This is a genomic window from Flagellimonas ulvae, from assembly GCF_049333175.1.
Classification (GTDB): Bacteria; Bacteroidota; Bacteroidia; order Flavobacteriales; family Flavobacteriaceae; genus Flagellimonas.
The window spans coordinates 1,143,937-1,170,194 of the sequence record NZ_CP186325.1; the positions used below are offsets into that span (position 1 = coordinate 1,143,937).

Here is a 26,258-nt window from a genome sequence, read left to right on the forward strand (position 1 = left end):
ATGAAAACAGCATATATAGTTAAAGCCTACAGAACTGCGGTGGGCAAGGCCCCAAAAGGGTTGTTCCGTTTTAAAAGACCAGACGAACTGGCAGCGGAAACCATTGAACACATGATGAAGGAGTTGCCACAATTGGACAAAAAGCGAATAGACGACGTCATTGTTGGAAATGCGATGCCCGAGGCAGAACAAGGATTGAACATGGCACGTTTAATTTCCTTAATGGGTCTGAATATTGATGATGTCCCTGGAGTAACGGTTAACAGGTATTGCGCATCTGGACTTGAAACCATTGGAATTGCCACTGCGAAAATACAGTCTGGAATGGCCGATTGCATTATTGCCGGAGGTTCGGAAAGTATGAGCTACATTCCGATGGGTGGATATAAACCTACACCAGATTATGTCACTGCCAAAGAAGGTAATGAGGATTATTATTGGGGCATGGGCCTTACGGCAGAAGCTGTTGCCCAGCAATTCAAGGTTTCTAGGGAAGACCAAGATGTATTTGCTTACAATTCTCATATGAAGGCTTTAAAAGCCCAAGAAGAAAATCGTTTCCAAGATCAAATTGTGCCCATTGAAGTAGAGCACACGTTTATCAACAATGCTGGCAAAAAAGAAACAACAACATACACGGTAAATAAGGATGAGGGGCCAAGGAAGGGAACCAATATTCCAACCCTTAATAAGCTAAGACCCGTTTTCGCTGCTGGTGGAAGCGTCACTGCTGGAAATTCTTCCCAAATGAGTGATGGGGCAGCATTTGTCATGGTGATGAGCGAAGAAATGGTTAAAGAACTTAATTTAGAACCAATTGCCCGTTTAGTCAACTATGCTGCGGCCGGTGTAGAACCGCGAATTATGGGGATTGGTCCAATAAAAGCGATTCCAAAAGCTTTAAAACAGGCAGGATTAAAGCAGGAAGATGTTGAATTGATTGAGCTGAACGAAGCGTTTGCTTCGCAATCTCTTGCCGTTATAAGAGAATTGGGGTTGAATCAAGAGATAGTCAATGTGAATGGAGGGGCCATTGCTTTGGGACACCCTCTAGGCTGCACGGGGGCTAAGCTTTCCGTTCAACTTTTTGACGAAATGCGTAAGCGTGATATGAAAGGAAAGTATGGCATGGTGACCATGTGCGTAGGAACTGGTCAGGGCGCGGCGGGTATCTATGAATTTTTAAATTAAAACAACACAATATTATATAGCTATGAGCACAGAAACCTTAAATAAAGAAATACTGAGAGGTGGTCAGTTTCTAGTTAAAGAGACAGATTGCGAAGACGTTTTTACCTTGGAAGATTTATCCGAGGAGCAACAAATGATGCGAGAAAGCACCAAGGAGTTTGTAGACCGCGAACTTTGGGCACATTGGGAGCGTTTTGAACAGAAGGACTATGCCTACACAGAAGAAACCATGCGTAAAGCCGGTGAACTGGGATTATTGAGCGTTGCGGTTCCCGAAGCTTATGGCGGAATGGGAATGGGCTTTGTTTCAACTATGTTGGTGTGCGATTACATTTCTGGAGCAACAGGTTCCTTTAGTACAGCATTTGGCGCCCATACTGGTATTGGCACCATGCCCATCACCCTTTATGGTACCGAAGAACAAAAACAAAAATATGTACCAAGGTTAGCCTCCGGAGAATGGTTTGGTGCATATTGCTTAACCGAACCCGGCGCAGGTTCAGACGCAAACTCCGGTAAAACCAAAGCGGTGCTATCTGAAGATGGCAAACATTATAGCATTACCGGTCAAAAAATGTGGATATCCAATGCTGGATTCTGTAATCTTTTTATCGTGTTTGCCCGAATTGAGGATGATAAAAACATAACAGGTTTTATTGTTGAAAACGACCCAGGCAATGGGATTACCTTAGGTGATGAAGAAAAGAAATTGGGTATTCACTCCTCCTCTACCCGTCAGGTATTCTTTAATGAGACCAAGGTTCCAGTAGAAAATATGCTTTCCGAAAGAGGCAATGGCTTCAAAATAGCCATGAATGCCTTGAATGTAGGGAGAATTAAATTGGCAGCAGCATGCTTGGAAGCACAACGACGTGTTATCAATGAAGCGGCCAAATATGCCAATGAGCGTATCCAGTTCAAAACCCCTATTATGAACTTTGGCGCCATCAAAGCGAAAATTGCGGATATGGCCACCAACGCCTACGTCGATGAAGCTGCTTGTTACAGAGCCGCTAAAAATATTGAAGACAGAATTGCAATTCGCGAAGCAGAAGGCAACTCTCATCAAGAAGCTGAACTTAAAGGTGTAGAAGAGTATGCCATTGAATGTTCTATTTTGAAAGTGGCTGTTTCCGAACATGTGCAACAAACTTCTGATGAAGGCATCCAGATTTTTGGAGGAATGGGCTTTAGCGCGGATACTCCTATGGAATCTGCTTGGAGAGATGCCCGTATCGCAAGGATTTATGAGGGAACCAATGAAATCAATCGCATGTTGGCCGTTGGTATGTTGGTGAAAAAGGCCATGAAAGGGCATGTAGATTTGTTGGGCCCAGCTACTGCCGTAGGCGAGGAATTGATGGGAATTCCTTCGTTTGACGCACCAGACTTTTCTGAATTGTTTGCCGAAGAAAAGGATTTGTTGGCAAGGCTTAAAAAAGTATTCTTAATGGTTGCTGGCAGTGCGGTCCAGAAATTTGGTCCAGATTTGGAAAAGCATCAAATGCTTTTAATGGCTGCTTCTGACATTCTTATTCAGGTTTATCTGACTGAATCCGCTATCCTTAGAACTGAGAAAAATGCAAAAAGGTTTGGAGAGGAATCTCAAGCCACGCAAATAGCAATGTCCAAACTATATTTATACCGTGCAGTTGATATTGTCATTCAAAAAGGAAAAGAGACGATTGTTTCTTTTGCTAAAGGAGACGAGCAGCGCATGATGCTTATGGGACTTAAACGATTTACCAAGTATACAAATCAACCCAATGTTGTAGAACTTCGCACGCAGATTGCGGATAAGGTCGCTGCAGACAATGGGTATACCTTTGACTAATTCAAATAACGCTTGAAACAAAGCTTATTTGGAAAGCCGCTCTTTTAAAGAGCGGCTTTTTTGTTTTCATTTTAACGGAAAACAGGGATGTTTGGTAATTGGTAGAATAGTAAATTCAAAATATGAAAACTACCTGTTATATTATACTATGCTTGGTAATTATGGTTGCCTCATGTACCAACGAAACTCAAGAAGGACCTCAAGAATGTTTTGATTATGGAACGATAGAAAATGATCTCTATACCAATCTTTTTTTCGGGTTTCAAATATCAATTCCTGAAGATTATCTAGCCACTTACAAACGGTACGATTTCCATCAGAAAAGTTTGTTTGAAAAAGATACCGTGGATTTGGTGCCAAGACCCGCCTCTAGCATAATAACCGCACAACTTTTATACTTGGAACCGCCTTTAGAAGAAATTGGAATGGACCAAGCATTTAATTTTTCCAAAACCTCATCCAGCCTATTCAAAACGAAGAAAAATGATAGCGTAAAACGAAGTTTCTTCGGAGCGGATTATCAAATCAACATCAATACGTTTAAACTACCCTATAATGATGGTTTTACCTATGACCAGATTTTTTACAATATGCGGATACCGGATAATGTCAACGAACGGAAAAAAATAATTTCAGGTGTAGATTTTAATGTGTTTTACGGGGTGGATGAACAACGGAATCTTATTCTAGGTAAACGAACAAAAAAAATCGTGAGTTATACTACAGTAATAAAAGGATTTTCGCTTAACATCGATTTGTTCTACGAAACTGAGCGGCAAAAACTCATCCTGCTTAAAATTCTTGAAAACTTTGAGTTTTGTAAAGTAGATGAAAAAGAGCGTCTAATTATTAAACCATCGGAATCTGTAAAAGAGATACCTTTATCCAATGAATGAATCCATCTTACATCAATTGTTTGATACTGCGGATTTCAAACAAAGAGGTAAACAGTTGATTGACCTTGTTTCCAATCATTTGAAACAAACCATGACAGAACCAAAGAAAAGAACCCTGTCTTGGAATCTGCCCGATAATGAGCTTCAATTTTGGAATGACTTTTTGGAAAATGGAAATGAAGCTGACTTCTTTGAAGAAATTCTAAAAAGAACAACGCATACCCACAACCCGAAATATGTGGGACACCAAGTAGGGGTTACTGCTCCTATAACTTTGCTATCTGGCATGTTGAGCAATTTATTGAACAATGGTATGGCCGTTTATGAAATGGGAATGGCACCCAATGCAATAGAACGTATTGTAACCGATAAACTTTGCAAAACCATTGGATATGACTCCAAATCCGGTGGTTTTTTGACTTCTGGAGGCACTTTGGCCAATCTTACAGCATTACTTTCCGCCAGAAAGGCGAAAGTTGCGCATGATGTCTGGAACGAAGGACACACCAAACCTTTGGGAATTATGGTTTGTGAAGAGGCGCATTATTGTGTGGATAGAGCGGCTAAGATTATGGGACTGGGCGAAAAAGGGATTATTAAAGTTCCCGCCAATAAAAAATTTGGAATAGATGTGGCAAAATTGGAGGACTATTACCAAAAAAGTGTTTCACAGGGCATACAGGTTTTTGCCATTGTTGGTAGCGCACCATCAACAGCTACAGGGGCCTATGATAATTTGGAAGCCATACAAGCATTTGCTCAAAAGTATGACTTATGGTTTCATGTAGATGGTGCTCATGGGGGAGCGGCCATCTTTTCGGAAAAGTATAAGCATCTGCTAAAAGGTGCCAAAAAATCCGATTCCATGGTGATTGATGGTCACAAAATGATGTTGATGCCCACCATAACCACTGCTTTGTTGTTCAGAAATAGAATCCATGCCAATCATACATTTAGTCTTGATGCTGATTACCTTCTGAACGAAACCCAAGACGATGAATGGTACAACAGTGGTCGAAAAACTTTTGAATGCACCAAGACCATGATGTGCATGCATTGGTACCTACTTCTAAAACTCTATGGAGAAGCAGTTTTTGATACCTACGTAACCCGACAGTATGACCTGGCCAAGGATCTTTCAGAAATGCTTCTAAAAGAGTCTGATTTTGAGATTGCCACATACCCTATGTCCAATATTCTTTGTTTTCGATATGTGAACCCTGATTTATCTCTCAAAGAGTTAAATGAGTTAAATGCCATGGTGAGAAACGAGCTGTTGGAGGAAGGTGATTTTTATATGGTCCAAACCACAATAAGAGGTATACATTATTTGAGAACCTCTTTGATGAATCCCTTTACTACCATTGAACATCTCAATGTATTAATCGACAAAATCCGATTGACTTCAGAAAAGCTACTACAAGAGATTAAGCAATAGATTCCAATATCTTTTCCTCACTCTTTTTTCTGGAAAAATTAATGGCACATTCAATCAAGGCCAAATGCGAATAGGCCTGAGGGAAATTACCTAGCAATCTTTTGGTTTTAAAATCGATATCCTCACTAAACAAGCCCAAGTGATTGCTATATCCCAATAATCGTTCAAAGTGGGCTAAGGCCTTTTCCTCCTCCCCTATTTTGAATAAGCTATTAATGAACCAAAAAGTACAAATGGTAAACGAAGAAGAGGGAAGTCCAAAATCGTCTTCATTTTTATAGCGATACAGAAGCCCATCATTGCTCAATTCTTCCTCAATGGCGTGAACGGTGTTGACGAATTTGGGGTCTTTTGCATGAATAAATCCGTAGGATTCCATCAAAAGGACAGAAGCATCCAAATGATTGGAGCCGTAGGATTGGACAAAAGCATTTTTTTCAGGATTCCAAGCGTGCTCATGAATATCTGATTTTATTTCCTGCTCAATGGATGTCCATTTTTCAATCTTTCGTGATTTGCCAAATATTTTAGCTACTTTGATTGCTCTGTCAATAGCAACCCAGCATAGTACTTTTGAAAAGGTAAAATGTTGGTCCTCACCTCTAAACTCCCATATTCCCTTATCAGGTTCTCTCCAGTGTTTTTCTACAATCCAAACAATACCCTTGGTAATGCTCCAAAGTTCCTCACCGTTTTCAATGTCGTTGCTAAACTTGACCAACTGCTCGTAAATCACGTCCATCAAAATGCCATAAATATCATTTTGCTTCTGTTTATAGGCAGCGTTACCAATTCGGACGGGACTCGAGCCCTTATACCCTTCCAAATGATCCAAGGTATTTTCCGTAAGCTTCTTTTGCTTGTTGATACCATACATGATTTGAAGCTTTTCGTCCTTATCCGGCATTAAATCAATAATGAATTGGAGGTAGCGTTTTGCAGAATTCTTGTGCCCCAATTCGGACACTACTTTGATTACCATAGAAGCATCCCGAATCCAACAAAAACGGTAATCCCAATTGCGTACTTCGCCAATGGTTTCTGGTAAAGACGTGGTTGCTGCCGCGAGAACTGCACCTGTCTTATCGTAAGTAAGCATTTTTAGAGTAATGGCACTTCGTATAATTTGACCATTGAATTTTTTGTACGTTGGAGTCCTATCCACCCAATCCAACCAATATATCTTGGTTCTTTCCAATTCCAAGGACATCTTATCGGTTGTGGGTTTCAGGATTTTCTCATTATAGCAAATCATGAAGTATCCATCTTCCCTTAAAACAATCTCTTCCCCATCCAATACTTTTTGCTTGTCGAAAGATGTATACAAAAACAAGGTGTCAAACTTTTGCTTGCTAGTAAGGCTTACAATAAAATCGTCCTTTACATAATTATTAGTTCTGCCAAGAGCATACTCCAATTTTGGATTGTAAACCACACTAAAAGTTGGAGTTCCAGAAACATGCTTGATATACCTAATGATTTCCGGTGGGGAATTGTATTTACCTTTCCCATTCATCTTGTAGTACCTAGGCATAAAATCATGGACCTCAAAGGTATTTTCGCCATCAGAGTAACGGGTAACTAGAACTGCGGTGTTTTTGGAATATTCCTGATGAATGACATAGTTATACTTAGTCTTAATCTCAAAACTACCCCCCTTTTTCTCATCCAATAGTTTAGCAAATACCGAGGTTGAATCAAATTGAGGCAAGCAACACCAATCCAAAGAACCTGTATCTGAAATAAGCGCAGCGCTTCGGCAGTTTCCAATTATTCCGTAATTTAGGTTATCCATAGTTGAGGAGTATATTTCTGTTGAAAATTCAGGTTTTCACCTTATCATAAATCGAAAAAATAGGAATTTTATTACATTTTGTCCTAAAATCACCCATTCATGAGTAAAACTATAATTATTTCCAATAGACTGCCAGTACAATTGCAAATAAGTGATGGCGGCCTAAGCGCCATACCCAGTGTTGGTGGTTTGGCCACCGGTATGAAGTCCGTTCATAGTGGTGGTGAAAGTCTTTGGATTGGATGGTCTGGACTAACTGATGAAGAGATTCCAAAATCTCTTGAAAATGAGATTGATAAGGCATTGGAAAATCATGGATGCGCTAAGGTGAGATTGACTGAAAAAGACGTTGAAGGCTTTTATTTTGGTTTCAGTAACCGAACTATATGGCCCCTTTTCCACTATTTTTTGGAATATTCAGAATTTGAACTGGATTTTTGGAACACCTACAAAGATGTGAATCAAAAATTTGCTGACGCCATCTTGGAGCAAGCAGGTGATGAAGATATCATTTGGGTTCATGATTATCAATTAATGCTGGTGCCGCAAATGGTCAAGGAAAAACGACCAAATACTTCCATCGGTTTTTTTCTTCACATTCCGTTTCCTTCATATGAGATTTTCAGAACACTGCCGTGGCGTGAAGAGGTACTCAATGGGCTTCTAGGTTCTGATTTAATTGGTTTTCATACGTATGACTATGAACGTCACTTTTTGAGTTCAGTTCGAAGACTTCTCGGTCTGGATGTAAGCTTTAACGATATCTATTTGGACAATCGTGTGATAAAGGTGGATTCCTTTCCCATGGGCATCGATTATAAAAAGTTCAGAGATGCAGCTATGGCCCACGAAGCACGTAAAGAAAATAATAAAAGTGATTTACAACAAAAATTGGATAGCCATAAAGCTTCCGCCCCTGACACCAAGCTTATCCTTTCCATTGATCGTTTGGATTACAGTAAAGGAATTGCCAAACGACTCAATGCATTTGAGTATTTTTTGAACAAATATCCCGAGTACAAAGAAAAAGTTCGCCTGATTATTCTCGCTGTACCCTCTCGTTCCAATGTTCCTCAATATCAGCTTTTAAAAAGGGAAATTGATGAATTGGTGGGTCGTATTAATGGAGAGCTTTCCACCGTCAATTGGACACCAATATGGTATTTTTACCGGTCTTTACCTTTTGAAAACCTCATTGACCTTTATACTTCGAGTGATATTGCATGGTTGACACCCTTGCGGGATGGTATGAACTTGGTGGCTAAAGAATATGTCGCCACTAGAACTGATAAGACAGGTGTTCTTATTCTTAGTGAAATGGCAGGTTCTGCGTATGAAATGAATGAGGCACTCCTTATCAACCCAAACAATTTTGAACAACAGGCCGATACCTTAAAAAATGCCATAACCATGCCCAAGGAAGAACAGATGGCTCGAAACATGTTCTTACAAAAACGATTGGAACGCTATAACGTAGAGGTTTGGGCCAATGAGTTTATGGGTGCGCTTCGTACAACAAGGGATATTGACGATGTCAACATTTCGCGTAAGCTTTCCACTTCTATGATTCAAAACATTACGGATGATTATGGAAAAGCCAAAAACCGTTTGTTGTTCTTGGATTATGATGGTACACTTACCGGATTCCATAAGGATCCCCAGAAAGCATCACCTGACGAAGAATTGTATGAACTTTTGGATAAGATAAACTCCCAAGAAAACACAACCTTGTTTCTGATAAGCGGACGCGACAAGCAAACTTTTACCAAGTGGTTCTTGCCCAAAAAGTACAACATGATCGTGGAACACGGGGTATGGATTTCAAGAGAAGGCGAAGAATTCAAACTTTTGGAAAAAGTAAAGGACCAATGGATGGAGAAAATACGTCCCGTACTTGAGTCTTTTGTAGATAGAACCCCTGGTTCCTTCATCGAAGAGAAAAATTATTCCATGGCATGGCACTACAGAAACACCGACCCGGATTTTGGTCAAAAAAGAGCTACTGAACTAAACACCGTTCTTACCAGCCTAATAGGAAATGATGATATAAGCGTGCTAAACGGAAATAAGGTAATGGAGGTGAAGAGCAGCAATGTGAACAAAGGAAGGGCATCTGTGCGCATGTTAGGGGAAGCCGATTATGATTTTGTTTTTGCCATTGGGGATGACTGGACCGATGAATTCATGTTCCAAGAATTGCCCGAAAGTGCAATAACCGTTAAAGTTGGACTCCAAAAAACCCAAGCCAAATATCATGTGGAAAGCACCAAAAGGGTTCGGGAATTATTAAAACAATTCGCAGAACTATGAAAAAGGGAATCTATTTTGTCCTTTTCTATTTTACCATTTCATCAATCTATGCTCAAGGGAATACAGAGGTTTATCTCTTTGATTTGGAATGGAGCAATGGAAAACTCGGTCTTTCAAATCCTAAAAATATTTCAAACAATCACGGGTACGACAATCAACCTTCATTTTGGAACGACGATACGGTACTTTTTTCATCAACAAGAGCAGGACAAACGGATATTAAACAATTCAATATAACCAAAGGCAGTACCTCAAGGTGGATTTCCAATACACCAACCGGAAGTGAATATTCTCCTCTACGTATTCCTGGTTCAGACAATGTCTCTTCTATTCGGTTGGATTTGGATGGTCTGCAAAGACTCTATGAATATGATATCAAAACAGGAAAATCGGAACCAATAAGTAATTCAAAAATTGGATATCATGTATGGATAAGCGACCATGTTTTGGTTGCCACCGTGCTGGTTAAAAACCGAATGGACCTTGTCTTACTCAACCTTGATGAGGATTCTCAAATCACTGTTGAAGAAAATGTGGGACGTTCGTTGCACAAAATTCCTGGAACAAACCTTGTAAGCTATATCAATAAAGCATCCGACAAAAACAAGCCATGGCAAATCAAATCTTTGGATACAAACTCACTGGAAAAGGATATCATATTAAATTTGAAACCCCATCTTGAGGATATGGCATGGTTATCTGATGGGACCATTCTGGCACCCAACAACAATAGAATTACCATGTACAACCCAGCAAAAGATAGCGTTTGGAGTGATTTTCATGTTTTTGACAAAGACCAAGTCTTTAAGATATCAAGAATGGCCGTTAATTCAAGTAGAACAAGGTTAGCATTGGTAACCGATGTTTCTCCCAAAGAGGTCGTACAACGTCAAGTTGAGACATTCAATAATAGAAATCTAAATGGTTTTCTTTCCTGTTATTCCGAAGGCGTTTTGGCACAACGATTTCCCAGTGACACTATGTATGTTGGTAAAGATAAAATGTTGGACAGCTATGAAAGATTCTTCGCCAACACAAAAAAAACCAATGTAAAAGTGGTTAAGCGCATTGCTTTGGGAAACTATGTTATAGACGAAGAAACTACTGTGGTTGACGGAAGGCAGGGACATCAAGTGGCAATCTACAAAGTCACGAACGGACTTATCAACTCGATGAGTTTTATTTTTCCAAATCAAGAAATAGGTGATGCCGAAACTATAGTAAAAAAACAATTGGAAGCTTATAATTCACGTGATATTGATGCTTTTTTGGACACCTATGCTGATGATGTTAAGCTGTACGATTTCCCCAATTCTCTTTTTTCTAAAGGGAAGGAAAAAATGCGCCAAGGTTATGGTTCATTTTTTGAAAATACTCCCGACCTAAACTGTGAGATTAAAAATCGAATGGTAATCGGAAACAAAGTTATTGATGAGGAATACCTCACAATAAATGGCATGAATTATAGTGCTGCGGCAATTTATGAAGTTGAGAACGGTAAGATTGCCAAGGTCACCTTCTTACGTTAAATTCAAAAATGAAATTACCACATAATATAAGTCGAGTCGAAGCCTTCAGTGATGGTGTTTTTGCTTTTGCGGCAACACTTCTTGTGGTATCAGTAGGTAATGAAACGGCAGGTTCCGCCCTCCAAATTGACTGGCTTGCATTCTTGAGTTTTGCGGTGAGTTTCTTCGTTTTAGTGGCTTTGTGGTATACGCACTACAACTTCTTTCGAAGAACAAAATATATGGACAATTGGATAATAGCTTTAAATGCCATATTGCTTTTTGTGGTACTGTATTACATCTTTCCCTTAAAATCCTTAATCAATACTTGGACGGGGAGTATCTCTATTACTTTAGAAAACTTCTCTTCTTTGTTCCAGTTGTATAGCTTAGGTTTCTTTTTTATCTTTTTGTGTTTGGCATTTATGTATTTGCAAGCTTATCGAAAAAGTGAGGAACCAAAAAACTATAACCTCTTGTTCTATGCTAGACATTTTGGAATCTATGTATTGGTTTCCATAATATCCATAGTTTTGGCAAAAACCAAAGTAGGCTTGCGATTTGCCTCTCCAGGAATTGTTTATGCGATACTGGGTCCCTTATGCTATTTTCATGGGGTTCACTTTAAAAAGAAATATTACACTGACTAATTCAAATGAAAAACTATCTACTATTATTTATCTGTTGCACAACATTATCGACCTTTTCACAATCAGACTCAAGAATCTATGACATAATCAATTCCGTTTCTGCCGAAAGGCTAGAAAAAGATATTACAACCCTGGCAAATTTTGGTACACGTCATACGTTAAGCGATACCATTTCCCAAACCAGGGGAATTGGTGCCGCAAGACGATGGATAAAATCTGAGTTTGATAAAATCTCTATGGATTGTGACGACTGCCTTGAGGTATTTTATCAAAAAGATTTGGTTAAAAAAGGAGAAGGAAGAAGAATAACAAAGGACGTGTGGGTGGTCAACGTTTTGGCCATACAACGGGGCACCAAAAACCCCAATCGTTTTATCATCATGAGTGGGGACATTGACTCTAGAGCAAGTGACGCAAATGATTATACCTCAGACGCTCCTGGTGCAAACGACAACGCCACGGGCATGGCAGGCGCCATTGAAGCATCTAGGGTGCTCTCTAAATATAAATTTGAGAATAGTATCATTTATGTTGGTCTTTCTGGTGAGGAACAAGGGCTGTATGGCGGACGTGGTCTAGCAGCGTATGCAAAGGAAAAAGGCTGGGAGATTGTTGGAATCTTCAACAATGATATGATCGGTAATATTACAGGAGTTGATGGTGTGGTAAGCAATAGGGATTTCAGAATATTTTCTGAACCGGTTCCCCCTAGTGAAACGGAAGAACAACGAAGAGCTCGCCGTTTTTATGGAGGTGAAGTTGATGGAATTTCAAGACAATTGGCACGCTACGTGCACAAAACCACCCAACAGTACATGCCGGAAATGAATCCCATGATGATTTACAGATTGGACCGTTTTGGCCGTGGAGGTCACCACAGGCCTTTCAATGATGCTGGATTTGCAGGTATCCGAATCATGGAAGCCCATGAAAACTATACACAACAGCATCAAGATGTCCGTGTGGAAAACGGAATTGCCTACGGCGATGTTTTAGAGCATGTGAATTTTGATTATGTCGCCAAATTGACTGCGGTAAATGCTATTAACCTGGCTTCCATAGCTTGGGCACCCCCTTCGCCCAAAACAGTTAAAATTGGAGGAATAGTGGAACCCTCGGTAAAACTAACTTGGAGTTCTGTAGAAGGTGCAGCAGGTTATAAAGTCTATTGGAGAGATACTACATCCCCCACTTGGGACCATTCCAAATATGTCGGTAATGTTAACGGACATGTCTTGGAAGGGATAGTAGTTGATAATTTCTTTTTTGGGGTGGCCGCTGTTGGAAAAGATGGCCATGAAAGCCCAATTGTATTTCCTAATTCCATACTATTCAGATGAAACTATTTATAAAACATGTATTGCTTCTTTCTCTATGCCTAATCTATGCTTTCTGTGCAAATGGGCAAATATTTACTCGTGTAGATACGCTTCGAGGGAGCATAACCCCAGAAAGAGCTTGGTGGGATTTGAATTACTATGACCTCAATATCAAAGTCCAACCAGATAAGGAGTTTATCGCGGGCTACAATATCATTCGGTACAAGGTCTTGGAAGAATCGGATGTAATCCAAATCGATTTGCAGAAACCTTTAAAAATAGATGCCGTTTCTCAAGATGGACAAGAATTGAATTACTCATCTGTCGGTCCCTCTCATTTCATTTACTTAAAGAAAAAGCAAGTCCCTGGTGAGTACAACAGACTCTATGTGCAGTACTCGGGAAATCCCAGAAAAGCAAAACGTGCACCTTGGGATGGTGGCTTTTCATGGAAAAAAGATTCCAACGGAAAGCCTTTTGCCGCTACATCCTGCCAAGGGCTCGGAGCCAGTGTTTGGTGGCCAAACAAAGACCATATGTATGATGAAGTGGATAGCATGCGAATCGCCATTGACGTTCCAAAAGATTTAGTGGCAGTAGCTAATGGAAGACTTAGAGAAGAATATGAATACGAGTACGGAGGGTACAAATTATATGAGTGGTTCGTATCAAATCCTATCAACAATTATGGTGTAAACGTAAACATTGGGGACTATGTCCATTTTGGAGAAAAGTATAAAGGAGAGAAAGGAACCTTGGACCTAGACTATTACGTTCTTCAGAAAAATTTGGAAAAAGCCAAAGAACAGTTCAAACAAACTCCAATGATGTTGGATGCCTTTGAACATTGGTTTGGCCCTTACCCTTTTTATGAAGATAGTTTTAAGTTGGTGGAGGTTCCTTATTTGGGTATGGAGCACCAAAGCTCTGTTACCTACGGAAATCAATATCAAAATGGTTATTTAGGTCGGGACTTATCCGGCACGGGATGGGGCCTAAAGTTTGACTTTATTATTATTCATGAAGCTGGCCATGAATGGTTTGCGAATAATATCACCTACAAAGACATTGCAGATATGTGGATTCATGAAGGTTTTACTGCTTATTCGGAGAACTTGTTTTTAGACTATCATTATGGAAAACAAGCTTCAGCTGAGTATGTAATCGGGACACGGAACAACATCCAAAACGACAAGCCCATCATAGGGGTTTATGGTGTGAATCAACGCGGCTCCGGCGATATGTACTACAAGGGAGCCAACATGTTACACACTCTTAGACAGTTAGTTGAAGATGATGAACTGTGGCGCAACATTTTAAGAGGTTTAAACAAAGATTTCTATCATCAAACAGTGACAACAGAACAGATTGAAAATTACCTTAGTGAAAAAACAGAAAAAGACCTCAGCGCTTTTTTTAATCAATACTTGCGCACCACGATGATTCCCAAGTTGGAATATAAAGTTGACGACAACACGCTTTCCTTTAGATATGTAGACATTGTGGAAGACTTTGATATGCCCATTCGCATCTTCGTCAATGAAAAAGAACAATGGATTTTTCCAAATTCCGAATGGAAAACTGAAAAACTGGATAGTGATACGCTTACTTTCGATGCCAACTTTTATATAGAAACAGCCGAAGTACAACCTTAGAATTCCTAAAAATCAGCCTATGAGAACAACAAAGTGGATTTTTTCAAAAACCGGTACTTTTCTTTTTGCGGTTATGCTTACCATCTCCAATCAAGGTATTTCCCAAAAACTATCCAAAACCCAACTGGACCAAGCCGCATCAGATTTTGCAAAATCTTCCTTTCCCATACTGAAGGATATTTTGAGTATTCCCAATGATGCCTTTTATCCTGAGGACATCGAGAAAAACGTAAAATGGTGTGAAACGGAATTTGGTTCCCGTAATTTTTCTACCACAAGAATAGAAACCAAAGGTGCTCCCCTACTTTTAGCAGAACGTACCCATAAAAAGGCAAAGAAAACGGTCCTTATTTATTTGCAAATTGATGGGCAACCTGTAGATACCACCCGATGGGACCAAAAAAGCCCATATCAACCAGCTCTAAAGAAACAAGTAAATGGAGAATGGCAAGAAATTCCATGGGAATTTATTGCCGACTATGAGGATGATTGGCGGGTTTTTGCTCGTGCAGCAAGTGATGCCAAAGGTCCGGTCGCTATGTTTTTAGCAGCTTTGGATGCCACAAACCAAGCAAAGGTTGTTCCCAATTTCAACATCAAGGTAATTATGGATTTTGAGGAAGAAATGGGGTCACCCAACCTGCCTCAAGCGGTATTGGACAATAAAGAACTACTTGCAGCAGACATGCTCATCATTTTTGATGGCCCAAGACATATTACAAACCAACCCACATTAACTTTTGGTGCCAGGGGCATATCCACGGTTCAATTGACCACCTACGGACCGGTAGTCCCACAGCATAGTGGGCATTTTGGCAACTACGCTCCAAATCCTGCCCTGCGTTTATCCAAATTGTTGGCCTCGATGAAAGATGATGAAGGTTTGGTCACTATCCCAGGATTTTATGACGGTATTGCTATTGACTCAGAAACGGAAAAAATTTTGAAAGCAGTACCGGACAACGAAAAACAAATTCAGGATAGGCTTCAAATTGCGGTAACAGATAAAGTTGGAAAGTATTACCAAGAAGCCATTCAATATCCATCACTTAACATCCGTGGAATGCAATCCGGATGGATCAACGAAAAAGTACGAACCATTATTCCAGGATGGGCCAGAGCAGAAATCGACATTCGATTAGTGCTTGAGTCAGATCCAGAAAGACTTATACAACTAGTAAAGAATCATATTGAGTCTGAAGGATACGTGGTTTTGGACCGAGAACCCACTAAAGAAGAGCGCTTAAAACATGAAAAAATAGCCACTTTCACTTATGAGGTTTCTTATCAATCGTTCCGAACAGATTTTAATTCTGAAGTAGGGCTTTGGCTAAGAAGCGCTCTAAAAAGAGCTTTCGAAAAAGAACCGATAATGATTCGTATGAGTGGAGGTTCAATTCCTATTTCGCCTTTTGTAACAACATTGGATATCCCTGCGGTTACGGTTCCCACGGTGAATCGGGATAATAATCAACACAGTCCAAACGAAAATCTAAGATTGGGCAACTATAGGGAAGGTATAAAAACGATGATGGCTATTCTTTCCGAAAAACTTTAATTTCTTATCCCTTGAAAATATATTTTCCACAATGGCAGGGAGCAGGCACTGGCGAAATGATTGAACAAGGCGCTTTTGCTGTTCTGCAATATCTAGATGACCCAGATTTTGTAAAAATTCCACTTTCTGATATTCCGGCAGGGGAAAATGGTGAGCAAAGATTCAACATCAATAACTATGATGCCATTACGGAGCAGTTATCTCGTTTCAAAGAGTTTTTGAAAAAAGAGCAACCCAAAAAATTAGCTACAATTGGGGGAGATTGCGGTTTGGAAATTGTTCCAGTATCTTATCTAAATGCGCAATATTCCAATTTTGGGGTCATTTGGTTCGATGCCCATGCTGATATCAACAAACCCTGCGATTCGCCAAGTTGTAATTTTCATGGTATGCCCTTACGGACACTTTTGGGTGAGGGAGAATCCAAAATGGATGCCCTAATGTTCAGTACACTAAAGAGTTCACAAATTCATTACGTAGGGCTTCGGGATATTGATAAGACTGAAAAAATAAGATTGGAAGAAGGCATGATCTATCATCCTAGAAAAGTGAACATTCCCGAACTCATAAACACACTCAAAAAAAAGAACATCCAAAACCTGTATCTACATTTTGATTTTGATTGTTTAGAACCCAGTGAATATGATAAGACCTATTATAATGTTCCCAACGGAGTTACTCTACAAGAAGCCGAAGTCTGTATAGAATCTCTCCAATCCAATTTTAATGTGGTTGGAACCAGTGTTTTGGAATCGACAACCACCTCGGTCGAAGAATTAGAACCTATCGAAAGAATTATCAACCTATTAATGACATGAAGAAATACCTCGCTATACTCGTGATTCTGATTTTAGGAAGTTGTGCTGAAAAAGTGCAAAAGCCGTTAAAAAACGAGGTCCTTATTTTAGGCACAATTCATAGTGGGCATTTAACAGATAGTGTATATAATCTGGACTATTTAAATCGGTTGATTCGAGAAATCAATCCTGATTTTATTCTTGCAGAAATTCCTCCTGACCGATTCCAGGCCGCTGTTGATGGTTTTAAAAGAGACGATAGCATTTCGGAACCAAGGGTTATGCGTTTCCCCGAATATGTGGATGTTATTTTTCCGTTGACCAAGGAAATGAAGTTTGAAATTATTCCCACGGCCGGCTGGACCAAGCCCATGGCCGATGAACGTAGTGCAAAACTTCGGGCAATAAGTCAGGATTCAACAAGAATAGCAGATTGGACGGCCTATGTAAACGCCCGTAAGCGTTCTGACTCTGTGTATAAGGCCATGGGTAAGGTTAATAACCCTTATTTTATCCATACAGATAAGTACGATAGTATTCAAGACATTGCGCTTCAGGTTTACAATAAGCTATTTAATGTAGAACTTGGCCTTGGCGGCTGGGACAATATCAATATTGCACATTATTGGAACATTGAAAAGGCTTTGGAAAAATATCGTTATTCCGGTAAGCGATTTTTAATCACCTATGGTGCAGGACACAAAAGTTGGTTCATACGAGAATTACGAAAAAGGGACGATATTAAACTTTTGGAAATGGAACCTTTCCTAAGAGCCATTGACAAAAAATAATCAACTGTAAACACCATGAAGGTAAAAATTGTCTTAGTGCAGGAAAGTCCCATATTCTTTGACAAGGAAAAAACCTTGCAAAAGGTAGCGTCGCTAACAGAAAAACATGCCAAAGAAGGATGCCAGCTTATCGTTTTTCCAGAATCTTTTATTCCTGGCTATCCCAGAGGTTTTACTTTTGGTGCGACTATAGGAAAACGTTCCAAAGAAGGAAAAGCACTATACGCTAAGTACTATGAGAACAGTGTTTGTTTAGAGGAAGGAAACGACCGTTCCTTTTTAGAAAATTTGGCCAAAAAATACAATACGTATCTGGTCTTGGGTGTTACGGAGCGTATTCAGGAAAATGGAAGCCTGTACTGTTCCATGGCCTATTTCTCACCTTCTCATGGACTCTTGGGAGTGCATCGAAAAATCAAACCCACAGGAACAGAACGTATTGTCTGGGCCGAAGCTGGGGGAGAATCACTTGTGACCTTTCAAACGTCAATTGGGAAGCTGGGCGGACTCATTTGTTGGGAAAACTATATGCCTATGGCTAGAATGGCAATGTATCGCAAAAAAGTAGAATTATACCTTGCCCCTACTGCTGATTCTAGGCCAGAATGGACCTCAACCATGCAACACATTGCTCTTGAAGGTCGATGTTTTGTGTTGGCTTGTAATCAGTTCTATACAAAGTCCATGTATCCCGAAGCGTATCAGAGTTTGGTGAAAGATGAAGAGGAAAATATTTGTCCGGGAGGAAGTGTACTGGTATCACCATCAGGAAAGATAATAGCCGGACCCTTGTTTGATGAAGCTGGAAGTCTCGTGGCCGAATTGGATTTAGATGAAATCAGTCAAGCTAACTTGGACTTTGATGTTGTAGGGCATTATGCTCGAAATGATATCTTCAATTTGGAAATTAAGAATCAACCCGAAATGTTTGACGAAACCAATAATTAGGAATGAAAGCTATTCTTTTTGAACAATTTCAAGGTCCGTTGCGATTAGAAAATGTTCCAGACCCTATCGCCAAAGATGAAGGCGTTGTCATAAAAGTGACTGCTACTGGTTTATGTCGTAGTGATTGGCACGGTTGGATGGGACATGACCCAGATATTGTTCTACCTCATGTACCAGGCCATGAACTCGCTGGAATTGTGGAAATCACAGGTAAAAATGTCAAAAAATTCAAAGCAGGAGACAGGGTTACCCTCCCTTTTGTTTGCGGTTGCGGCCATTGTCCGCAGTGTGCTTCGGGTAATCATCAAATATGTGACAGACAATCCCAACCTGGATTTACGCATTGGGGTTCTTTTGCCGAATATGTAGCCATAGACTATGCAGATGTTAATTTGGTAAAACTTCCAGAAACTATTGAAGATACTACTGCGGCGGCTTTGGGCTATCGTTTTATCACAGCTTTTAGAGCTGTTGTAGCACAGGGAAAAACCCGAGAAGGACAGTTTGTTGCCGTACATGGTTGCGGAGGAGTGGGACAATCAGCCATTATGATAGCCAAAGCGTTGGGTGCCCAAGTAATAGCTATTGACATTCATGAACCTTCACTGCGGTTGGCCAAAGAGCTAGGAGCTTCGTTTGTGGTCAACGCTTCAAAAAGTCATGACGTGGTTGCCGAGGTAGTTTCATTAAGCAATGGTGGAGTGCATGTTTCCTTAGATGCTTTGGGCAGTGCCGTTACATGTTTCAACTCCATTACCAACTTAAGAAAACAAGGAAAGCACATTCAGGTAGGTCTTATGACCGGCAATCACCAACATCCTAAAGTGCCTATGGACAAAATTTTGGCAGATGAATTGGAAATATTGGGTAGCCATGGTATGCAGGCTCATAAATACCCGGAAATGCTACAAATGATTCAAAAAGGAGTGCTTCAACCTCAAAAACTGATTGAACGTACCATAAAACTGGAAGAACTAGTCACAGAACTCCCTAGGATGGATACATTTTCAACCTCGGGAATTATGGTAGTGGACCGTTTTTGAGCTATGGAAAAGTTAGCGTTTAAAGACCAAATGGGACGCACCGTAGTGCTTTCACAAACTCCATCTCGAATCGTTTGCCTGAATCCTTCACAAACCGAAACTTTGGTGGGTTTAGGTTTAGAAGACCAAATAGTTGGGGTTACCAAATTCTGTGTTCATCCCTCCCATTTAAGAAAAGTGAAAAAAGTTGTTGGAGGAACAAAGAAGGTTGATTTTGAGGTTATTCAGGGCTTAAAACCTGACATTATTCTCTGTAACAAAGAAGAAAACACCAAGGAAATTGTAGAAACTCTTGAAAAGGAATTCCCAGTTCATGTGACGGATATTGCAAATCTTCAAGACGCCTTCGAAATGTTACAGCAGTATGGCCAAATCTTCAATTGTCCTGTTCGAGCGAATGAGATGTGCACTGACATCGTTTCAGAAAAAAACAAATTGGAGGCCATCCTGAAAGGCAGACCAAAAAAAAGAGTAGCTTATTTTATCTGGAAAGACCCGATGATGGTCGTAGGCAAGGATACATTTATCGATGCTATGTTAACCCTAAATGGATTTGAAAATGTTTTCTCAAGTTACGGTAGATATCCAACTACTTCGCTTGAAGAACTTAAAGACCTCTCATTGGATATGGTTCTTTTATCCTCCGAGCCTTTTCCATTCAAAGAAAAACATCAAAAAGAGTTCCAAGAACTTTTGATGGGTGTTGACATAAAACTCATGGATGGGGAATATTTCTCCTGGTATGGTTCAAGATTGCTTGAGGCTTTTCAGTATTTTAGAAGTCTGCATGGACACTGAACATCTTTATTTTAAAAATGATATTGAATGGCGGGAATGGCTACATACTAATCATGAGATTTCCGTGGGTATATTCCTTATTTTCTACAAGGTAGACCACCATATGGAAAGTATGCGATGGGAAGAAGCTGTACGGGTTGCTCTTTGTTATGGTTGGATAGACAGCACGGTTAAAAGTCTAGGTGATGGAAAAAGAAGACAATACTTCTGTCCTAGAAAGCCCAAAAGTGTATGGAGTAAGGTAAACAAAACCCATATTGAGGAATTATCAAAGGCTGGCTTAATGCATCAAAGTGGATGGAAATCCATTGAGATAGCCAAAGAAAACGGTTCTTGGACTGCTCTGGACGAAGTGGAAAATGGTATTGTTCCGGAAGACCTACAAAAAGCCTTTAATAGAAATAAAAAGGCCTGGAACCATTTTCAAAGCTTCACTCGCGGACAACAAAAAACCTATCTCTATTGGTTGTTTAATGCCAAAAGACCAGAAACCCGTCAAAAAAGAATCTTGGAAATAATCTCGTATTGTAAAAGAAATATAAAGAACGGTCTGGGAGGTCGCTAGACTACCCTTTTTCGTATAATCGGTAGTACCAAATGGCAGCAATACTGCCAACCAACGAAAAGCAGGCCAGCATTAAAAAAACCAATTGATGTCCCTTTTCGCCTGGATAGGAATCCAACAAATACCCATAGGCAGGTCCTGCAAAAACATCTGGAGTGTAGCCCACCAAAGAAATCAATCCTACAGCCGTTCCCGTAAGAACCAATGGAATCTTTCCAACACGCATGACTGCAAAATAAAGACTTCGTGCTGCGTATACCCCTACTGCCACTATTACTACCGAAAGAAAAAACAATGCAGTTGTGGAAGGTGAAATCCATCCGGAACCAAAAAGAAGACCACCAATTACACAAGCTATAAAACTAAAAATCAACCATAGTGTAATTTTAAAACGGTCTACAAACAAACCTATCAAAATTCCAGTAGTAGGGCGCATAAACTGCAAAAATGCACCTGTCTGTGCCGCTTCAACTTGATTGTACAACATGACTTCTTCAGCATACTGGGAAATAATGTCAGTTATTTTGTAGCCTACATAAGCGCATAAGATAATTACCATAAGTAGCCAAACAGAAGGTAACTTAAGTACTTGCTTTATTTGATTAAAGGAAATCCGTTCCAGAACCAACTTTCGCTCATCTTCTCCCGATTTCATATAGAACCAAGTCAATACTCCAATGACCATAATAATTAGTGACGAAACATAAATTACGTAGGTAAAAGCAGTTTGCCTATCGTTCAAGGTAGCAATATCGGCTTCTTGTGTCAAAAAAAAGGAGAAAATCAAAACCCCCAATAATCCAAAAAGTGCGCCTGTTAATCCCCGGCCTCCATCTAAAAATCCAAAAGCCCTGCCTTGTGAAGTACCACCACCCCAAACCCTGGTGGCTTTAATCATAGGAGCCCAAAACAAAAAGATGGTAGTAAACCCCCAATATCCATATAAAATCTGCAGAGTGCCAAGACTGGGATATTGTGCATAGAGCAAACCTCCTAGAGCAGTCATCCAAAGAGCTATGGCAATCAGCTTTCGTGGAGGGTATTTATCTGCCAAAGGTCCTCCAAATAAATAAGAAGGAATAGCAACCAACCCATAAATTGAAAAACAGAGTCCTAACTGTACATTATCCAATTGAAAAACATCCAATACGGTGGGCCTGAAGATTCTGGGTAGTACAAAGGGCAGGATAAACACGGCTTCACCAGAAAGTATTAAGAGAATAAGATAATACCACGGAGCCTTCTGTTTCATCGAGTGAAAGGTAAAGAAAATCAACCCTTACTCCCAAGTAGTTTCTTTACGAATCTTCCAATAACATAAAACACAAAGCATACTAAGGCAAATAAACTACCAAAACCCATAGGTATAGCCGCACCGAAAGTAAAAGCACTTCCGAGTACCCAACCCAATAAAAATTCAGATTTGTAAAAGGGGAATACAAAAGCTAATACGAATATGATTAGCATGATATAATCAATAATATCAATGGAAAAAGTGAAACAAAAGGCTATTACGATTGAGACTGTTAATGCTGCCAAAAATCGAAAAATAATCAACTTAAGCCTTTCTTTAGAATCTCGTGAGTTTGCTCTTTTTGCTATGCGATGTAACAAGAACCAAGTAAAAAAAGGCAATATCAGAGCGCCTAACCAATTTGGAATACCAGGCAGATCTTTATTATGAAATAAATAATGGGTGGGAATACCTCCATTAAGATGGTCCCAGAGAATATGGGCTAGGGCAAGTATTGTTATAACAAGGGTGATTAAAACTCGGCTATTTTTTGAAAATGTCATGGATTGGTCTCTAGATTGTTGAAAGTTATTGCATTAGACAAGAAAACATAAAATATGTTACGCTTTTAAGCATGAATTTAGATAATCACGTTAACATCACTTTAAGAAATCCCCTTGGCGTTTTCGTTATCTTTAATCGACTAATTTAACTAACAATGAAACACTGCTACACGCTTGTGATGTTCTTTGCATCACTTTCTTTTTTTGCCCAAGATTTTAATATGGACTTAGTCCAGGACATGAAGCCTCGTAATATAGGACCTGGAGGAATGAGCGGTCGGGTTACGGCCATAGATGTTGTCCTCTCCAATTCAGATATAATGTATGTGGGTACTGCTTCAGGAGGGTTATGGAAATCCACTTCTGGAGGAATCAAATGGGAACCTATTTTTGATAAGGAGGTAACCGCCTCCATTGGTGCCGTTGAAATACAACAATCCAATCCTTCGGTGATATGGGTAGGAACTGGGGAAGGCAATCCTAGAAACAGTCTTAATGGTGGATATGGAATTTACAAATCTTTGGATGGAGGAAAAACCTGGAAGTCCATGGGGCTTGAAAAGACCCGACATATTCATAGAATTGTTGTTGACCCTACTAATCCGGATGTGGTTTATGCCGGTGCCATTGGTTCACCTTGGGGTGTTCACCCAGAACGTGGTGTTTTTAAAACAACGGATGGTGGGAAAACATGGAAAAAAATTCTTTTTACCAACAACAAAACCGGTATAGCCGATTTGGTTATAGACCCTACCAATCCCAATAAACTGATTGCAGCTCTTTGGGAACATAAAAGAGATCCTTGGTTCTTTAAATCAGGAGGTGAAGGAAGTGGACTGTACATAACCCATGATGGAGGTGAAAACTGGAAAAAGTTGACCGACGAAGATGGACTGCCTAAAGGTGAACTGGGCAGAATTGGGGTTGCCATTGCCAAAAACAAACCAAATATTGTTTATGCTTTGATAGAGGCCAAGAAAAATGCGCTTTATCGTTCTGAAGATGGTGGGATGAAATGGAAAAAAATTAATGATAAGAATGATATTGGCAATCGTCCCTTCTACTACTCCGAAATCTATGTGGACCCTGAAAATGAAAATAGGGTTTATTCCATTTTCACTTATGTAAACGTATCGGAAGATGGCGGAAAAAACTTCAAACAGTTAATGCCAGCCTACCAAGCAGACAATGGGGTTCACCCTGACCATCATGCTTGGTGGATTCATCCAGAGAATGGTCAATTTATGATTGACGGAAACGACGGAGGGTTAAATATCACCAAAGATGGAGGAAAGACTTGGCGGTTTATTGGAAATATTCCCGTTGCACAATTTTATCATATCAATGTAGATAATGAATACCCTTATAATGTGTACGGCGGTTTACAGGATAATGGCTCCTGGAGAGGACCCGCCTACGTTTGGAAAGATCAGGGTATCAGAAACGCTTACTGGCAGGAAATTGCCTTTGGTGATGGTTTTGATGTAGTTCCTGATTTGGATAATAGTCAATATGGGTATGCCATGAGCCAACAAGGTTTTGTAAGACGATACGATTGGAAAACTGGAAGCAATTATACAGTTCGCCCTACTCCACCCGATGCTAAGACTAAGTTGCGATTTAACTGGAACGCTGGTATTGGTCAAGACCCATTTGACAATAGCACGGTGTACTTTGGAAGTCAGTTTGTACACAAATCCACAGATAAAGGACTTACATGGGAAGTGATTTCCCCAGATTTGACCACCAATGACCCTGAAAAACAAAAACAAAGCGAAAGTGGAGGATTGACCATGGATGCCACAGGTGCAGAAAACCACTGCACCATTTTAGTTATTGAGCCTTCCCCAGTTGAAAAAGATATGTTATGGGTGAGCACGGACGATGGTCGTGTGCACTACACCCAAAATGGAGGAGCGAATTGGACAGAAGTGACTAAAAATATTAAAGGTTTACCTACCGGTAGCTGGATTCCACAGATAAAAGCTTCAAAAAAGAACAAGGGAGAAGCTCTCCTAATAGCGAATGACTATAGAAGGTTCAACTATGAACCGTACGCCTACCGTACCAAGGATTACGGAAAAACTTGGACGCGAATTGTGGACCAAACTGATGTGGAGAGTTATACCCTTTCCATAGTAGAAGATGCTGAAAATCCAAACTTGATGTTCTTAGGAACCGATGATGGTTTGTATCTTTCCTTAAATGCAGGAAATTCATGGCAAAAATGGACTGAAGGATTTCCCACAGTGTCAACAAAAGATTTGGTAATCCATCCTAGAGAAAATGACTTGGTCATTGGAACATTCGGAAGAGCGGCTTGGGTTCTGGACGACATTCGACCTTTACGTGCTCTAGCCAGCAATACTGCTCTTATGCAGAAAGAAGTGGGCCTGTTTCCGAGTCCAGATGCGTATCTGGCCGCATATCAACAACCCAATGGAAGCCGATTTGGAGCAGATGCCCTTTATAATGCTGAAAACAGAAAGCGAGGCGCCATGATTACTTACTATATAAAAGAGGTAAAAAAGGATTCTGAGAAAAAAGGCGATGATACAAAAGAAAAAGAACCATCCTCAGAGAAAAAAGAATTGACGGGAGTTCAAAAGAAAGACTCGGTTCAGTTCACGGTATACGATGGGGATAGATTAATCAGAACGTTGAAATTTAAAGCACCCAAAAAACCAGGATTTCACCGCGTATACTGGAGATTGGATGAAAAGGGGCCGGATAGACCCGCTAGAAAAATAAGTAAATCCAAAAGTGAGAATGGAGGCATAACTGTAAAACCAGGAAATTATAAAATCAAAGCTCACTTTGGAGAAGCTATGGATTCTACAACCGTAACGGTTAAAACAGACCCTAGGCTAAACGTTTCCACAGCCTCAATAAATGAAGTGTATACTTTAGCAAAAAAATTGGATGGTCTTGTGCAAACTTCTGCCGATGCTGTAAAACAGTTGGTTGAAAGCAAGGATTTGGCTAATAAGTATGCCAAGGAACTAAAGGAGTTGGACGAAAAGAAGTATGAGGAACACATCAAAGCTTCCAAGGACGTTGTAAAACAAATTGATGCTATGGTAGCTATCTATATAGGAAAAGAGGACAAGCGCCAAGGAATCACGAGAAATCCTGAAATTTCCGTAATGCAACGCTTGAATACAGCAGGTTTTTATGTCAGAACCCGCAAGTCTGGAATCACATCAACAGAAAGACAATTGGTACAATATGCAGAAGATGACTTAAAATCTGCTTTAACAAAGACCAATGCCTTCTTCGAAGAAAAGTGGAAACCGTATAGAACCCAGATTGAAGCGCTTGACTTATCGCCCTTCAAAGAAACCAAAATCATTACTATTAACTAA

20 protein-coding genes are annotated in these 26,258 nt (G+C 40.0%); 17 read left to right on the forward strand and 3 right to left on the reverse strand.

The window, feature by feature from the left end; translation table 11 throughout:
- The 4 genes from ACOKFD_RS05210 (at position 1) to ACOKFD_RS05225 (ending at position 5,359) form a co-directional block, all read left to right on the forward strand.
- Entirely contained in the window at positions 1-1,191 is a 1,191-nt protein-coding gene (locus tag ACOKFD_RS05210) for an acetyl-CoA C-acyltransferase (RefSeq protein ID WP_422860275.1), read from the forward strand.
- 22 nt (positions 1,192-1,213) lie between these two features.
- Positions 1,214-3,025, forward strand: coding sequence for an acyl-CoA dehydrogenase family protein (locus tag ACOKFD_RS05215; RefSeq protein ID WP_422860276.1), 1,812 nt, complete (start codon positions 1,214-1,216; stop codon positions 3,023-3,025).
- A 122-nt stretch (positions 3,026-3,147) separates the two neighbouring features.
- Positions 3,148-3,921, forward strand: coding sequence for a hypothetical protein (locus ACOKFD_RS05220; RefSeq protein ID WP_422860277.1), 774 nt, complete (start codon positions 3,148-3,150; stop codon positions 3,919-3,921).
- On the forward strand, positions 3,914-5,359 hold the full coding sequence (locus tag ACOKFD_RS05225) for a pyridoxal phosphate-dependent decarboxylase family protein (RefSeq protein WP_422860278.1): 1,446 nt from the start codon (positions 3,914-3,916) through the stop codon (positions 5,357-5,359). The genes ACOKFD_RS05220 and ACOKFD_RS05225 overlap by 8 nt, the downstream gene beginning before the upstream one ends.
- Here the strand turns inward: ACOKFD_RS05225 and ACOKFD_RS05230 are convergent.
- The gene (locus ACOKFD_RS05230) at positions 5,349-7,154 is read right to left on the reverse strand and encodes a glycoside hydrolase family 15 protein (RefSeq protein WP_422860279.1); all 1,806 of its coding nucleotides are present in this window, start codon (positions 7,152-7,154) and stop codon (positions 5,349-5,351) included. The two genes, ACOKFD_RS05225 and ACOKFD_RS05230, sit on opposite strands and share 11 nt — an antisense overlap.
- Before the next feature lie 99 nt (positions 7,155-7,253).
- On the opposite strand from ACOKFD_RS05230, the gene ACOKFD_RS05235 reads away from it, so the two are divergent.
- From ACOKFD_RS05235 to ACOKFD_RS05290, 12 genes are read left to right on the forward strand one after another with little or no spacing between them, the layout of a single operon-like run.
- A complete protein-coding gene (locus ACOKFD_RS05235) occupies positions 7,254-9,464 on the forward strand; it encodes a bifunctional alpha,alpha-trehalose-phosphate synthase (UDP-forming)/trehalose-phosphatase (protein WP_422860280.1) in 2,211 nt (736 codons plus the stop codon).
- A complete protein-coding gene (locus ACOKFD_RS05240) occupies positions 9,461-10,993 on the forward strand; it encodes a nuclear transport factor 2 family protein (RefSeq protein ID WP_422860281.1) in 1,533 nt (510 codons plus the stop codon). The genes ACOKFD_RS05235 and ACOKFD_RS05240 overlap by 4 nt, the downstream gene beginning before the upstream one ends.
- Positions 10,994-11,001: 8 nt before the next feature.
- Positions 11,002-11,622, forward strand: a complete 621-nt coding sequence (locus ACOKFD_RS05245; protein ID WP_422860282.1) for a TMEM175 family protein — start codon at positions 11,002-11,004, stop codon at positions 11,620-11,622.
- Between the two features lie 5 nt (positions 11,623-11,627).
- The gene (locus ACOKFD_RS05250; RefSeq protein WP_422860283.1) at positions 11,628-12,962 is read left to right on the forward strand and encodes a M28 family peptidase; all 1,335 of its coding nucleotides are present in this window, start codon (positions 11,628-11,630) and stop codon (positions 12,960-12,962) included.
- A complete protein-coding gene (locus ACOKFD_RS05255) occupies positions 12,959-14,596 on the forward strand; it encodes a M1 family metallopeptidase (protein ID WP_422860284.1) in 1,638 nt (545 codons plus the stop codon). The genes ACOKFD_RS05250 and ACOKFD_RS05255 overlap by 4 nt, the downstream gene beginning before the upstream one ends.
- 19 nt (positions 14,597-14,615) lie before the next feature.
- Positions 14,616-16,154, forward strand: coding sequence for a M20/M25/M40 family metallo-hydrolase (locus ACOKFD_RS05260; protein WP_422860285.1), 1,539 nt, complete (start codon positions 14,616-14,618; stop codon positions 16,152-16,154).
- A gap of 11 nt (positions 16,155-16,165) precedes the next feature.
- On the forward strand, positions 16,166-16,972 hold the full coding sequence (locus ACOKFD_RS05265) for an arginase family protein (RefSeq protein ID WP_422860286.1): 807 nt from the start codon (positions 16,166-16,168) through the stop codon (positions 16,970-16,972).
- Entirely contained in the window at positions 16,969-17,742 is a 774-nt protein-coding gene (locus ACOKFD_RS05270) for a hypothetical protein (protein ID WP_422860287.1), read from the forward strand. Before ACOKFD_RS05265 ends, ACOKFD_RS05270 begins: the two co-directional genes overlap by 4 nt.
- Before the next feature lie 15 nt (positions 17,743-17,757).
- Positions 17,758-18,690, forward strand: a complete 933-nt coding sequence (locus ACOKFD_RS05275) for a carbon-nitrogen hydrolase family protein (protein WP_422860288.1) — start codon at positions 17,758-17,760, stop codon at positions 18,688-18,690.
- 2 nt (positions 18,691-18,692) lie between these two features.
- On the forward strand, positions 18,693-19,733 hold the full coding sequence (locus tag ACOKFD_RS05280) for a zinc-dependent alcohol dehydrogenase family protein (RefSeq protein ID WP_422860289.1): 1,041 nt from the start codon (positions 18,693-18,695) through the stop codon (positions 19,731-19,733).
- A gap of 3 nt (positions 19,734-19,736) precedes the next feature.
- Positions 19,737-20,531: an ABC transporter substrate-binding protein gene (locus tag ACOKFD_RS05285; RefSeq protein WP_422860290.1), complete on the forward strand. Its 795-nt coding sequence runs from the start codon at positions 19,737-19,739 to the stop codon at positions 20,529-20,531.
- Positions 20,521-21,096 carry a YdeI/OmpD-associated family protein gene (locus ACOKFD_RS05290; protein WP_422860291.1) on the forward strand — a complete coding sequence of 192 codons (576 nt, stop codon included), beginning with the start codon at positions 20,521-20,523 and terminating at the stop codon, positions 21,094-21,096. Before ACOKFD_RS05285 ends, ACOKFD_RS05290 begins: the two co-directional genes overlap by 11 nt.
- Before the next feature lies 1 nt (position 21,097).
- Here the strand turns inward: ACOKFD_RS05290 and ACOKFD_RS05295 are convergent, their stop codons facing one another.
- Together ACOKFD_RS05295 and ACOKFD_RS05300 are read right to left on the reverse strand one after the other, a co-directional pair.
- A complete protein-coding gene (locus tag ACOKFD_RS05295; RefSeq protein ID WP_422860292.1) occupies positions 21,098-22,348 on the reverse strand; it encodes an MFS transporter in 1,251 nt (416 codons plus the stop codon).
- Positions 22,349-22,368: 20 nt separating this feature from the next.
- The gene (locus tag ACOKFD_RS05300) at positions 22,369-22,893 is read right to left on the reverse strand and encodes a hypothetical protein (RefSeq protein ID WP_422860293.1); all 525 of its coding nucleotides are present in this window, start codon (positions 22,891-22,893) and stop codon (positions 22,369-22,371) included.
- A gap of 155 nt (positions 22,894-23,048) precedes the next feature.
- Here ACOKFD_RS05300 and ACOKFD_RS05305 point away from each other — a divergent pair, with 155 nt between their 5' ends.
- A complete protein-coding gene (locus tag ACOKFD_RS05305; RefSeq protein WP_422860294.1) occupies positions 23,049-26,258 on the forward strand; it encodes a WD40/YVTN/BNR-like repeat-containing protein in 3,210 nt (1,069 codons plus the stop codon).